Here is a 13,342-nt window from a genome sequence, read left to right on the forward strand (position 1 = left end):
CCAATACGGTGGACTGTCAAAACTTTGGAGGCATTAACATGGAATTGAAAGAATTGCTTCGTGTGCTTCGGGGCATTACACCTTTAAAAAAAGAACACCAATCGATAGAGATTGCGCATTTAGAAATGGATTCGCGCTTAGTGAAACAAGGAACATTGTTTTTTTGCATTAATGGCTATACCGTTGATGGGCATGACTTTGCAAAGCAGGCTGTAGAAAAAGGGGCGGTCGCCGTTGTTGCTGAGCGCCCTCTTGCCCTTGATGTGCCCGTCGTAGTAGTCCGTGATACAAAACGAGCAATGGCGCGGTTGGCGAGTCATTTTTACGGAGAGCCGACGAAACGATTGCAGCTGATCGGTGTGACAGGCACGAATGGGAAAACATCTGTCACGCACATTCTAGATACGATGTTTCGTGAGGCAGGTCAGAAAACCGGCCTCATCGGCACGCTTTATACAAAGATTGGCGATGAGACGATTGAAACACGGAATACGACGCCTGAATCACTTGTGTTGCAACAGCGGTTTGCCTCAATGGTAAACAAGCAAGTCGAGACAGCGGTAATGGAAGTATCTTCCCATGCGTTGCATTTAGGTCGTGTGCGCGGCTGTGATTATGATATTGCCGTGTTTACAAATTTAACCCCCGACCATATTGATTACCATGAGACGATGGAGCGTTACCTTTATGCAAAAAGCTTATTATTTTCACAACTAGGAAATACATATGACGGCAAAACCGCTGTCATAAACAGCGATGACCCTGCCAGCGACCGGCTCATTCAGATGACAACGGCAGACGTCGTCACATACGGCATCAAAAAACAAGCGGACGTTTACGGGGAAAACATTAAAGTAAGTGCTGCGGGCACACGGTTCACATTACATGTTTTTGGTGAAAAAACCGATGTTCAGCTCAAGCTGATTGGCTTGTTTAATGTCTACAACGCCCTTGCTGCTGCTGCCAGCGCTTATGTCTCAGGTTTGTCTCTCTCTACGATTAAGGCAAGTTTAGAAAAAGTCGCAGGTGTAGCGGGGCGTTTTGAACCTGTCGATGAAGGGCAAGACTTTACCGTGATTGTTGACTATGCACACACGCCTGACAGCCTCGAAAATGTGTTGCAAACTGTTCAAGACTTTGCAGATAATGACATTCATGTAGTCGTAGGCTGCGGAGGAGATCGCGATGCGACGAAGCGTCCTGTTATGGGGCGGATTGCCGTGCAATATGCAGATCGAACGATATTCACGTCAGATAATCCTCGCACCGAAGACCCTAATGCGATTCTTGCCGATATTACGGAGGGGCTTGACCCAGACCAATACACCGTCATTGGTGACCGGAAAACGGCAATCGAGCAAGCGATTGCTGCGGCACATACAGGAGACATTGTCGTGATTGCTGGCAAAGGGCATGAAACGTATCAGGAAATTGGCCGTCAACGGATTCATTTCGATGACCGAGAAGTGGCCCGCGATGCGCTGAAGGAGCGGATACAATGAAGATCGATGCAAGTTTGCTGAAATCCATTGCGAAAGGAAGCCGTTTGGAAGAAGACGGGCGCGGCTTTTCAGGCGTTTCGACGGACACGCGGCAGCGCATGGAAAATGGGCTGTTTGTGCCTTTAAAGGGAGAACGGTTTGATGGCCATCGCTTTATTGAACAAGCGATTGAAGCAGGGGCAACAGGTGCGCTTTGGCATGAACAGGAGCCTGTGCCTGAGCAGTTGCCAAAGACGTTCCAGCTCTACTATGTGGAAGACACGTTGTTAGCACTGCAGGCTTTGGCGCAAGCGTACCGTGAAAAAGTGAATCCGTTTGTTATTGGCATTACCGGCTCAAACGGAAAAACAACGACAAAGGATATAGTGGCTAGTGTGTTAGCTGGAACGGCTACTGTCCATAAAACGAAAGGGAATTTGAATAACCATATTGGCGTCCCCCTCACATTGCTGTCCATGCCAGAAGACTGCAGTTATGCGGTCGTTGAGATGGGGATGAACCATGCGGGGGAAATTTCGACGCTTACGCAAATAGCGAAGCCAAATGCAGCCATTATTACTAGCATTGGCGATGCCCATATCGAGCATTTAGGTTCTCGTGAAGGGATTGCGGCTGCAAAAATGGAAATTGCTGATGGGCTCATAAAGGAAAACTGGTTGTTATTCGACGGAGACGAACCATTGCTAAGTCCGTATAACGAACAAGCGGAAACGACAGTTGGTTTTTCTGATCAGGCGGCAACCAAAATAAGTGACGTCGAAACGCTAGAAAATGGCTATCTCTTTTCTATGAACGGCGCACGCTGGCAACTGACAATGTTAGGCAAGCATAATGTCAAAAATGCTGCTTATGCGATTTTGCTTGCGCAAAAGCTAGGTTTGAGCAATGCTGTGATCCAAAAACAACTTTCTTCCTTGGCGATAACAGGTATGCGGCTAGAGAAGCTTAACGGGCCAAACGGCTCGACGATCATTAATGACGCCTACAATGCCAATCCAACATCGATGAAAGCGGCAATTGAGACTGTGAAAGAGCTGCCCCATTATAAAAGGCGCGTTCTTGTCCTAGGGGATATTTATGAGCTAGGGCAAGATGAAAAAGCTCTTCACAAAAGCGTTGCTGCTGCTATTGAGCCGCCTATCACAGACGTTGTGACAGTCGGCAAAAAAGGCCGATGGATTTACGAGGCCCAACGTGATAAAAAGGACTGCCGAATTTCGCTTGTCCATGCTGATACGGTTGCGGAAGCAGCCGAAATTTTGAAACCTTACTATACGAAAGACACCGTTGTATTAATAAAAGCTTCACGCGGATTGGCGCTTGAGGAAGTTTTACCGGCTGTCAAAGGAGGCAATTAATATGGAAGAATGGACGCTGTTGTTCGTTCTCATTCTCTCATTTGCGGCTGCTGTTATTATGTCACCGCTGTTTATTCCCTTTTTGCGGAAATTGAAGTTTGGGCAGAGCATCCGTGAAGAAGGACCGAAATCCCATCAGAAGAAAAGCGGTACGCCAACAATGGGCGGTATTGTTATTGTCTTATCGATCTTCATCAGTGCCCTCGCGATCGGGATCGCCATCACAGGATTCACACCAGAATTGTTGTTGTTAATGGTTGTTACGCTTGGTTATGGGATCGTCGGTTTTGTTGACGACTATTTAAAAGTGGTGCGCAAGCACAATCTCGGCTTGACCTCCAAGCAAAAGCTAGCAGGTCAGCTAGTCATTGCTGCTATTTTCTATATCGGATTGCTTGCGATCAGCTTTGATACATTTATCGCCATTCCAGGCACAACGTTTGGCTTTGATTTAGGCTGGTTTTACCTCATTTTGATTGTCTTGATGCTGCTCGGGGCGAGCAATGCCGTCAATTTGACTGATGGCCTTGACGGGCTCTTGGCTGGCACCGGTTCAATCGCCTTTGGCGCTTTTGCCATTCTTGCTTGGAGCGGAGGATTCATTGACACGGCTTTATTTTCGACGGCCATTACTGGAGCACTTTTAGGGTTTCTCGTCTTTAATGCCCATCCTGCAAAAGTATTTATGGGGGATACAGGCTCCCTTGCCCTTGGCGGGGCGATTGCTGCGATCGCGATCCTCACAAAAATGGAATTGATGCTCATTATTGTGGGTGGTGTGTTTGTCATTGAAACGCTCTCGGTCATCATTCAAGTCGCATCGTTTAAATTAACAGGGAAACGCGTGTTTCGAATGAGCCCATTGCATCACCATTATGAGCTTGTCGGTTGGTCCGAATGGCGAGTAGTCGTGACATTTTGGCTTGTCGGGATGATCTTTGCCATTATGGGCATTTACATTGGAGTGTGGCTGACATGAAGCAAGTAAAGGAATTGATCGGAAAGCGTGTCCTCGTTCTCGGAATGGCGAAAAGTGGCGTTGCTTCGGCGTTGCTGCTTGCCCGTTTAGGAGCGGAGGTTGTCATTAACGACAGTAAAAGCCGTGCTGAACAACCACAGGCAAGCGAATTAGAAGCTGCCGGCATTCAAGTGGTGTGCGGCGGGCACCCGCTCACCGTGCTTGATGGCTGCAGCTTGCTCGTGAAAAATCCCGGCATTCCCTATACAAATGTACTGGTAAAGGAAGCGGAAGCCCGTAGCATGCCGATTTGGACCGAAATCGAGCTCGCCTATTTGATTTCAGAAGCAGAAATGGTCGCCATTACTGGCTCAAATGGCAAAACAACAACGACAACATTGGTAAAAGAAATGCTTGAGCATAGTGGACGCAAGCCGCTAATTGCCGGAAATATTGGCACAGTAGCCTCGGAAGTAGCTCAAAAGGCAAAGGCTGAACATGTAATCGTGCTGGAAGTTTCTAGTTTTCAATTAATGGGCACAAACGCATTTCAGCCAAAGGTAGCTGTTTGGCTGAATGTATTTGACGCCCATTTAGACTACCACGGCACTCGTGAAGACTACATAGCGGCCAAGGCGAGGATTGCTGCCAACATGGGTCCAGCTGACTATCTTGTGTACAATGCGGATGATCCGGCAGTCGTTCAGGCCATTGCTCGTACAGGCGCTACCCTTGTCCCATTTTCGCGCATCAATGTCGTGGAAGACGGTGCTTACGTGAAAGACGGTACGATCTTTTTTAAAGATGAACCGATCCTTGCATTGGCAGATGCCGTATTACCAGGGACACATAACGTCGAAAATATGTTAGCTGCTACTGCGGCGGCTCGCTTAGCAGGGGCGACAGTAGAACAAATCAGGCATGTGCTCTGTCATTTCCCTGGAGTGAAGCACCGGCTTCAATATGTGGGAAGTTGGCAAGAGCGGCAGTTTTACAATGATTCAAAGGCAACGAATATACTAGCAACAAAAGCGGCGCTATCTGGATTTGCAAAGCCGGTTGTTCTCATTGCCGGCGGACTCGACCGCGGCAACGACTTTGACGAGCTGTTAGCGAGTCTAAAACACGTCAAGGCTGTCGTTGCATACGGCGAAACAAAAAGCAAACTGTTGGCATTGGCAGCGAAAGCAAATGTCCAAGCGGTTACAGCTGAACGGGTCAAAGACGCCACGGAGAAAGCAGTGGCGCTGTCGCAACCTGGTGACGTTGTCCTTTTGTCGCCAGCTTGTGCTAGCTGGGACCAATACCGCTCTTTTGAAGAGCGAGGCGATGAATTTCTTGATTACGTGAACACGATCATCAAACCATCGTAAAGGCGGCGAATAGCCTGGAAAAGCGCCGAACGCAACATGTATGGTCGCATCTGCATGAAATCACTCAGTATGAAGTCTGCTGGAAACAGCAGGCTTCATACTGTAGACAAACGCTCGCATACTTCGTCGTTTGCCTCACTCATATGCTCATGAACCCACGTTCTATTCGCATCTTCCCTCGGCTGCACTCCTCGTCTGACAAGCGTTTTCTATCAGTCTGAGTGCGGTTATCGACTTTGTCGACAACCTCAAGTCTGCTGGAAACAGCAGGCTTTTTCTTTTACTATGCTAATGGACATGTTTATCGGTTCGGCTTCATATAGTAGTGTTAGAAGTCGCATGAAGCCGAGGTGTGTGATGGGAAAACAAAAATCAGCCCCCGATTTAACTCTACTTGCTGTAACGATTGCGCTTTTAGTCATTGGCTTAATCATGGTTTATAGTGCCAGTGCGGCTTGGGCCTCTTACCGTTTCAGCGATTCGTTTTTTTTCGCAAAACGACAATTGTTTTTTGGCGGAACAGGCGTTTTGCTCATGTTTGTGATGATGCGGTTAGACTATTGGGTATGGCGCACATACAGCAAGATCATTTTGATTGTCTGTTTTGCTTTGCTCGTTATTGTGCTTATCCCTGGTGTCGGCCTTGTTCGCGGTGGTGCCCAAAGCTGGCTTGGCGTTGGCGCCTTTTCAATCCAGCCATCTGAATTTATGAAAATGGCGATGATTATTTTCTTAGCAAAATTTCTAGCCGATCACCAAAAATGGATTGTGACGATAAAAAAAGGGTTGGTCCCTTCCCTTGGCCTTGTTCTGTTAGCCTTTGCCCTTATTATGATGCAACCTGACCTTGGCACAGGTGCCGTCATGGTTGGAACGTGTACAGTGATGATTTTCACTGCAGGTGCGCGGATCAAACATTTTGTCGCGCTTGGCTTAATCGGTGTGTTCGGATTTGTTGCGCTCATTGCCAGCGCTCCTTACCGAATCCAGCGAATCACTTCTTTTATGGACCCGTGGAGTGACCCACTCGGCAGCGGCTTTCAAATTATCCAATCGTTGCTGGCTATTGGTCCTGGGGGCTTGCTCGGTATGGGCCTTGGCGAAAGCAGGCAAAAGTATTTTTACTTGCCTGAGCCACAAACAGACTTTATCTTTGCGATACTGGCCGAGGAAATGGGGTTTTTAGGCGGAGTGACAGTGCTGTTGTTATTTGCGATCCTTTATTGGCGTGGCATCCGTATTGCACTAGGGGCTCCAGACTTGTTCGGAAGCTTTTTAGCCATCGGCATCATTACGATGATTGCCATTCAAGTAATGATTAATATTGGTGTCGTGACAGGGCTCATGCCAGTCACTGGCATCACACTTCCACTTTTAAGCTATGGAGGGTCTTCGTTAACGCTTATGCTTGTTTCCATCGGTGTGTTGTTAAACATTAGCCGGCATGCTAGATAATGATCGGACAGAGAGCGAAAAATGATCGCTCTCTGTTTGTTGTTTTGTAGTGGCAAACAGGAAAACATGCTAGAATGGAGAAATAAGCAACGAAAACATCGTTTCATGCTAAATTCAATGAGAATATGGAAACGAGCCGTGGAAAATGATGCCTGTGACTTGTTCGCATTTCGAGCAGTTTGGAGGAGCATAAGTGAGTCAAGATAAAAAAGTGGTATCGGTGAATGAGCGGATTCCAACGTTGCAGGAAAAGCGGAAGCAAAAAGCAAATCGGCGGATTCTCGCATTTATTTTGTTGTTCTTTTTATTGATTGTCGTTTTGGTTTATTTCCAAAGCCCCCTTAGCGGTGTGAAAACCATACATATAGACGGCAACCAACTCGTTGCTGATGAGACGATCTTAAAAGCAAGCGGCCTAGAAGAGGGCATGAATATTTGGCATTTGTCAGAAGGGGAGCGTGAAAAAGCGATAACATCATTGAAAGAAATCGAAAGTGCCAAAATTGAACGTGAGCTTCCTGTATCCGTGCGCATTACTGTAAGCGAGTATCCCCGCGTTGGTTATGTCGCTGACGGGGACACGTATTTGCCGCTATTGCAAAACGGAGAAACACTTGACCCTGTACCAAATGGACAGCTTGTCGGCGATGCGCCAGTTTTAGTCGGCTTCAACGATGATGAAGTTTTAGCACAACTCGGGGAAGAGCTTGTGCAAACGGCGCCTGAAATTGTGGGGCGGATTTCTGAGATTTTGTTTACGCCAACAAGCACACAGCCTTCTGAATTAACGCTGTATATGACAGACGGCAATGAAGTCAAAACAAATGTCGAGTCCTTTGCTCAATCGATGCAGCCTTACCCGCAAGTAGCCGCTCAACTTGACCCTGAAAAACAAGGCGTTCTTTATATGAAAATGAGCCCATATTTCAAAGAAACAGAACATGACAGCCAATAGGCATTTTGATTCAATTTTTGACATCAACATGTAACGCAAGCGCAATACGATGCTTGTTCAAAGCCGCCGTGAACTGGTTTGCAAAGGGATGGTTTGGATAAAAAGTAGGACCTAGGAGCCAAGCGGGGGAAGGTTTTGGCTTTTCACCTTCTCCATCTTGGTGTAGACTAAATAGAAAGAGTCTTGCCAGGCTTACTTTTATACATAAGAAACTGCGAGATTTAAAGGATTCCATAAATGCATGTTGAATACTTTACGTACTGGAAAAAAGAACCGAATTTAAAGAGGAGACACCATGACTTTGCAGATGGGGAGGTGCCGTGGTGAGCAGTGACACTTATGTTAGTTTAGATATTGGAACATCCTCTGTACGGGTCATTGTGGCCGAAGTTGCCAATGGCTCAATCAATATATTAGGGGTTGGCAATGTTCCATCCGAAGGAATTAAGAAAGGCACGATTGTTGATATAGATGAAACGGTGAAATCAATTGAACGTGCTGTAGACCAAGCTGAACGCATGGTTGGTATTACGATCAAGCACGTTGTCGTCGGTGTTAACGGCAGCCATGTCGAGCTATTGCCGTGCCACGGGGTTGTTGCTGTTTCTTCAAGCGATCGGGAAATCGGCGTGGAGGATGTCCGCCGAGTCATGGATGCTGCACAAGTGGTATCCATCCCGCCAGAGCGGGAAATCATCGACGTGATTCCAAAACAATTTATCGTTGATGGCCTTGATGAAATTACAGATCCAAAAGGAATGATTGGCGTCCGTTTGGAAATGGAAGGTACGATGATTACAGGTGCCAAAACCGTTCTCCATAATTTGTTGCGTTGCGTGGAACGGGCGGGCTTGGAAGTGGCAGAAATTTGCTTGAATGGGCTGGCAACAGGTGCTGTTGCGGTTTCAAAAGATGAAAAAAGCCTTGGCGTTTGTGTCATCGACATTGGCGGCGGCTCAACAACGATTTCTGTCTTTGAGCAAGGCACGCTGGCGGCTACTTCTGTTTTGCCTATTGGCGGTGACCATATTACGAACGATTTGGCTGTCGGCTTGCGCTTGACGACAGAGGAAGCAGAGCGCATTAAATGCAAGTACGGCCATGCGTTTATCGAGGAAGCATCCTCCGATGAGCAATTTGCGATCCAAACGGTAGGTTCTAATGAAAAAGAAATGCTTACACAGCTTGATCTAGCTCATATTATCGAGCCACGGGTCGAGGAAATTTTAGAACTGTCGGCAAAAGAGCTCGTCCGCTTAGGGTTTAGGCATTTTCCGAGCGGTTTCGTACTGACTGGCGGGACAGTGATGCTCCCTGGCGTGCTTGAGCTGACAAAGGACATGCTCCAAGGCAATGTCCGTGTGGCCATCCCGAACTACATTGGCGTCCGGGAACCGAAATATACCGTCAGCATCGGTTTAATTCAGTTTGCCCATAAAAATGGACGCGTTCAAGGGAAGGAAGTTGCTGCGGCATTCTCGCAATTATCAGAGGCTGAAACAGCAGACTCTAGTGAAAACAACCAACCACTTCGGACGACTGAGCATGAACCGAAACGCCAGGAAGCAAAAAAAGAATCAAAAATGAAAAGTTGGTTTAAAACATTCTTTGAATAAGAAAAAGCTGTCAGCCAGTCTGGTTAGGGGGAAATAACATGTTTGATTTTGAAATGGATATGGAACAATTAGCGCAAATAAAAGTGATTGGCGTTGGTGGCGGCGGTTCAAACGCAGTCAATCGCATGATTGAAAATGGCCTGCAAGGTGTTGATTTTATTGCAGTCAATACAGATGCACAAGCACTCCATTTATCAAAAGCGGAAAAGAAGTTGCAACTTGGCGGCAAACTTACTCGCGGCCTTGGCGCTGGCGCCAACCCAGAAATAGGCAAGAAAGCGGCAGAGGAAAGCAGAGAACAGCTGGAAGAAGTTCTTACAGGTTCTGATATGGTCTTTATTACTGCCGGAATGGGAGGAGGAACAGGCACCGGAGCAGCTCCTGTCATTGCTGAAGTGGCAAAAGAGCTTGGCGCATTGACGGTCGGTGTTGTGACACGCCCTTTCTCTTTTGAAGGCCGTAAGCGGCAAAACCAAGCGATCTCTGGGATTGCAGCGTTAAAAGAAAAAGTGGACACATTGATCGTGATTCCAAATGACCGCTTATTGGAAATGGTTGATAAAAATACGCCGATGCTTGAAGCGTTCCGCGAGGCGGATAATGTATTGCGCCAAGGAGTTCAAGGCATTTCCGATTTAATTGCCACGCCTGGGTTGATCAACCTTGACTTCGCAGACGTCAAAACGGTCATGAGTGAAAAGGGCTCCGCTTTAATGGGCATTGGCGTCGCTACAGGGGAAAACCGTGCAGCCGAAGCAGCCAAAAAAGCGATTTCCAGCCCGCTGTTGGAAACGTCTGTCGATGGGGCACAAGGAGTGCTCATGAATATTACAGGCGGCACGAATTTAAGTTTATATGAAGTCCATGAAGCGGCAGAAATCGTTTCTGAGGCTTGTGACGCAGAAGTGAATATGATATTTGGTTCGATCATCAATGAAAATTTGAAAGATGAAATTGTCGTTACAGTCATTGCCACAGGCTTTGAAGAAACGGCAGAAGCAAAACAACCACAAAGCCGTACGATGCAACAACAACATGCGAGGCCGCAACCGAAAGAAGAGCCAAAACGTACGGAAAGCCGCCAACAGTCGCGGCAAAAAGAAGAACAGCCAGACACACTCGACATTCCTACGTTTTTGCGCAATCGCCGCAACCGCTAAATGGCGAAGAAGCGGTTGCTCGTCAAACCGATTCGTCTATTGGCTCCTAGTGTATTTGACACTGAGACTGATAGACAACTGTAAGAAAACCGCTGCGAAAGCAGCGGTTTTTTTGCGGTTATTTCCGAGCAGCCGAGAATGGGACAGCGTTTGCCAAAACTTATCAAAATAACATCCTTGCTTGCGCCATAAAGTGACAGACTTTCGTATGAAGATCTACTATACTAAATTCTATCACTGTGAGGGAGCAAGCCAATGACCGTTTACCTCGATTTGATTTGGTTGTTAAATGCAGGGATTGACTATTTGCTGCTTGCGGCTACTGCCCTTTTGTTAAAAAGACGTTTTAGCCAATGGCGCCTTGTCTTGGCAGCATTGTTTGCATCGTTGATTGTCTTTTTAATGTTCACCCCTGCTGCGCCGTTGTTTTTGAATCCTGTTATTAAACTTATTTATTCGGGGCTAATCGTATTCATTGCATTTGGCTACAAACGCTTTTCTTTCTTTCTGCAAAATCTGGCAAGTTTTTATTTTGTCACCTTTGTGACCGGAGGCGGCTTGTTTGCTATGCATTATTTCTTCGAAACCAATGTCGACGTGCTGGCGTTTTTGCCAGGTCATGGAGTGGGCGGAAGCATGGTCAGTTGGGCATTTGTGCTTATTGGTTTTCCACTCGCACTCTATTTTTGCAAACAACAATTTGGGGCAGTGAAAAGCAAACAGTTTCATGCGAGCCAGCTGGCAGAAGTTGAGTTTTGGATTGAAGGAATGCCCTTTTACGCCCAAGGGTTAATTGATACGGGCAACCGTTTAAGAGATCCGCTAACGAAAATGCCTGTCATGGTTGCTGAGGCTGCACTGCTTTACAGTGCTTTTGGCAAACAGCAAGTCGACGCACTTCTTGAGTTGGAAGCTGAAAATGAACCGTCACCGCTAATGAAACGGATGCGGCTGATTCCTTACCGTGCCGTTGGGCAAGGAAGTTCTTATATGGCCGCTTTAAAACCTGATCGTGTGAAAATCCGTTACCAAAATGAGGCGTATGAAACGAATCACGTCTTAATTGGATTATCGCGTGAGACGCTATCTCCTGAACAACATTATCGCTGTATTGTTCACCCCCAAATCATGCACGAATATGCAAGCTAAACAGCAAAAGGAGGAACGTTTAATGATTAAGTTGAAACTGCAGTTGTTTTGGTACCGGCTTCTAAACAAGTTAGGGTTAAAAGCGGATGAAATTTATTACATAGGCGGGAGCGAGGCATTGCCGCCGCCGTTGTCGAAAGAAGAAGAGGCTGAACTATTGGGCAAGCTGCCAAGTGGAGACAAAGCGGTGCGGTCCGTGCTCATTGAACGGAACTTGCGACTAGTTGTCTACATTGCCCGCAAGTTTGAGAACACAGGCATCAATATTGAAGATTTAATTAGCATTGGCACGATTGGCTTAATCAAAGCGGTCAACACCTTTAATCCTGAAAAGAAAATTAAGCTCGCTACGTATGCCTCCCGCTGCATCGAGAATGAAATTTTAATGTACTTGCGGCGAAACAACAAAACACGTTCTGAAGTATCGTTTGATGAACCACTCAATATTGATTGGGATGGCAATGAGCTGCTTTTGTCTGATGTGCTTGGTACAGAAGAAGACATTATTACGAGAGGGATTGAAGAACGCGTTGACCGCCGCTTGCTTGTCAAGGCGCTCCACACATTATCGGAGCGGGAGAAACAAATTATGGAACTGCGTTTTGGCTTAGCTGGGGAAGAAGAAAAAACCCAAAAAGATGTCGCCGATATGCTAGGGATCTCTCAATCGTACATTTCCCGTTTAGAAAAGCGCATCATTAAACGGCTGCAAAAAGAATTTAGCAAAATGGTGTAAGGCAGAGGACTCCCAAAATGGGATTCCTCCTTTTTTTTCCATAAAAAATTTTTTCCAAGCTTCAACAGCGTCGTGTCAAAGGCCAATTCTTTCTAACTCCTGTAAGCGGGTTTTTGCCGTGCATATTTTTTTTGCCCAGGGAGATACTTTTTTTGACATCATCTTCCGTTTAGGGGGTAAGGAATGTGACTCGAAATAAAGTGGAAATCTGCGGCGTTGACACATCGACGTTGCCAGTTTTAAAGAACGCTGAAATGCGGGAGTTGTTTACGAAGTTGCAAGCCGGTTATGAGCCAGCGAGAGAAACGCTCGTAAATGGGAATTTGCGCTTAGTGTTAAGTGTCATTCAGCGATTTAATAACCGCGGCGAGAACGTAGATGATTTGTTTCAAGTCGGCTGCATTGGATTAATGAAATCAATCGACAACTTCGATTTAAGCCAAAACGTAAAGTTTTCAACGTATGCGGTCCCGATGATTATTGGGGAAATCAGACGGTATTTACGAGACAATAATCCAATTCGGGTTTCACGCTCTCTTCGGGATATTGCCTATAAAGCGTTGCAAGTACGTGACCAAATCATGGCGGAAAAAAAACGGGAGAAAGAACCGACAGTCCAAGAGATTGCTGCCGTACTAGAGGTGCCAAAAGAAGATGTTGTCTTTGCTCTAGATGCGATTCAAGATCCTGTCTCCTTGTTCGAGCCGATTTATAATGACGGCGGCGATCCAATCTTTGTCATGGACCAAATTAGTGATGAACGAAATAAAGATATAAACTGGGTAGAAGAAATTGCTTTAAAAGAGGCGATGGTCCGCTTAAATGACCGCGAGAAAACGATTTTAAACATGCGTTTCTTTCAAGGGAAAACGCAAATGGAAGTAGCCGAGGAGATCGGCATCTCACAAGCGCAAGTGTCTAGGCTAGAAAAAGGCGCGATCCAACAAATGAATAAACATATCGAATCATGAAGGCTAAAATCGATTTCGATTTTAGCCTTTTGTGTTTGGAGTTGCTGCTAGGCTCTACTTTTTTTCATGCCAGGCTGTAAGCGCGCATACGTTTTATAAATGGATACTA

11 protein-coding genes are annotated in these 13,342 nt (G+C 46.4%); all 11 read left to right on the top strand.

All coding sequences use genetic code 11. From position 1 onward, the window contains the following. The first annotated feature begins 38 nt into the window (after positions 1 to 38). The 11 genes from BC8716_RS16225 (at position 39) to sigG (ending at position 13,233) form a co-directional block, all read left to right on the top strand. The gene (locus tag BC8716_RS16225) at positions 39 to 1,502 is read left to right on the top strand and encodes a UDP-N-acetylmuramoyl-L-alanyl-D-glutamate--2,6-diaminopimelate ligase (protein WP_094427364.1); all 1,464 of its coding nucleotides are present in this window, start codon (positions 39 to 41) and stop codon (positions 1,500 to 1,502) included. Then, the gene (locus BC8716_RS16230; RefSeq protein ID WP_094427366.1) at positions 1,499 to 2,860 is read left to right on the top strand and encodes a UDP-N-acetylmuramoyl-tripeptide--D-alanyl-D-alanine ligase; all 1,362 of its coding nucleotides are present in this window, start codon (positions 1,499 to 1,501) and stop codon (positions 2,858 to 2,860) included. Before BC8716_RS16225 ends, BC8716_RS16230 begins: the two co-directional genes overlap by 4 nt. Position 2,861: 1 nt before the next feature. Then, entirely contained in the window at positions 2,862 to 3,839 is a 978-nt protein-coding gene (mraY, locus tag BC8716_RS16235; RefSeq protein ID WP_094427368.1) for a phospho-N-acetylmuramoyl-pentapeptide-transferase, read from the top strand. Further along, positions 3,836 to 5,191, top strand: a complete 1,356-nt coding sequence (gene murD, locus BC8716_RS16240) for a UDP-N-acetylmuramoyl-L-alanine--D-glutamate ligase (protein WP_094427370.1) — start codon at positions 3,836 to 3,838, stop codon at positions 5,189 to 5,191. The genes mraY and murD overlap by 4 nt, the downstream gene beginning before the upstream one ends. 357 nt (positions 5,192 to 5,548) lie before the next feature. Further along, positions 5,549 to 6,646 carry a stage V sporulation protein E gene (spoVE, locus tag BC8716_RS16245; RefSeq protein WP_094427372.1) on the top strand — a complete coding sequence of 366 codons (1,098 nt, stop codon included), beginning with the start codon at positions 5,549 to 5,551 and terminating at the stop codon, positions 6,644 to 6,646. A gap of 193 nt (positions 6,647 to 6,839) precedes the next feature. Beyond that, a complete protein-coding gene (locus BC8716_RS16250) occupies positions 6,840 to 7,601 on the top strand; it encodes a cell division protein FtsQ/DivIB (protein ID WP_094427374.1) in 762 nt (253 codons plus the stop codon). A 320-nt stretch (positions 7,602 to 7,921) separates the two neighbouring features. Further along, entirely contained in the window at positions 7,922 to 9,217 is a 1,296-nt protein-coding gene (ftsA, locus tag BC8716_RS16255; protein ID WP_094427377.1) for a cell division protein FtsA, read from the top strand. 38 nt (positions 9,218 to 9,255) lie between these two features. Next, on the top strand, positions 9,256 to 10,377 hold the full coding sequence (gene ftsZ, locus BC8716_RS16260) for a cell division protein FtsZ (RefSeq protein WP_094427379.1): 1,122 nt from the start codon (positions 9,256 to 9,258) through the stop codon (positions 10,375 to 10,377). A gap of 255 nt (positions 10,378 to 10,632) precedes the next feature. After that, positions 10,633 to 11,526, top strand: coding sequence for a sigma-E processing peptidase SpoIIGA (gene spoIIGA, locus BC8716_RS16265; protein WP_094427382.1), 894 nt, complete (start codon positions 10,633 to 10,635; stop codon positions 11,524 to 11,526). A 22-nt stretch (positions 11,527 to 11,548) separates the two neighbouring features. Next, positions 11,549 to 12,262 carry an RNA polymerase sporulation sigma factor SigE gene (gene sigE, locus BC8716_RS16270; protein WP_011247194.1) on the top strand — a complete coding sequence of 238 codons (714 nt, stop codon included), beginning with the start codon at positions 11,549 to 11,551 and terminating at the stop codon, positions 12,260 to 12,262. Positions 12,263 to 12,447: 185 nt separating this feature from the next. Next, positions 12,448 to 13,233 (top strand): RNA polymerase sporulation sigma factor SigG, encoded by a 786-nt coding sequence (gene sigG, locus BC8716_RS16275; protein ID WP_062750772.1) that lies wholly within the window; start codon positions 12,448 to 12,450, stop codon positions 13,231 to 13,233. The last annotated feature ends 109 nt before the right edge of the window (positions 13,234 to 13,342 follow it).

The sequence above is a fragment of the Shouchella clausii genome, from assembly GCF_002250115.1.
GTDB classification, from domain to species: Bacteria; Bacillota; Bacilli; order Bacillales; family Bacillaceae_D; genus Shouchella; species Shouchella clausii.

Excerpts from the sequence above, each read along its gene's own strand:
- murD (WP_094427370.1), top strand. The coding sequence starts at position 3,836 with ATGAAGCAAGTAAAGGAATTGATCGGAAAGCGTGTCCTCGTTCTCGGA.
- mraY (WP_094427368.1), top strand. The coding sequence starts at position 2,862 with ATGGAAGAATGGACGCTGTTGTTCGTTCTCATTCTCTCATTTGCGGCT.
- sigE (WP_011247194.1), top strand. The coding sequence starts at position 11,549 with ATGATTAAGTTGAAACTGCAGTTGTTTTGGTACCGGCTTCTAAACAAG.
- spoVE (WP_094427372.1), top strand. The coding sequence starts at position 5,549 with ATGGGAAAACAAAAATCAGCCCCCGATTTAACTCTACTTGCTGTAACG.
- ftsZ (WP_094427379.1), top strand. The coding sequence starts at position 9,256 with ATGTTTGATTTTGAAATGGATATGGAACAATTAGCGCAAATAAAAGTG.
- BC8716_RS16230 (WP_094427366.1), top strand. The coding sequence starts at position 1,499 with ATGAAGATCGATGCAAGTTTGCTGAAATCCATTGCGAAAGGAAGCCGT.
- BC8716_RS16225 (WP_094427364.1), top strand. The coding sequence starts at position 39 with ATGGAATTGAAAGAATTGCTTCGTGTGCTTCGGGGCATTACACCTTTA.
- spoIIGA (WP_094427382.1), top strand. The coding sequence starts at position 10,633 with ATGACCGTTTACCTCGATTTGATTTGGTTGTTAAATGCAGGGATTGAC.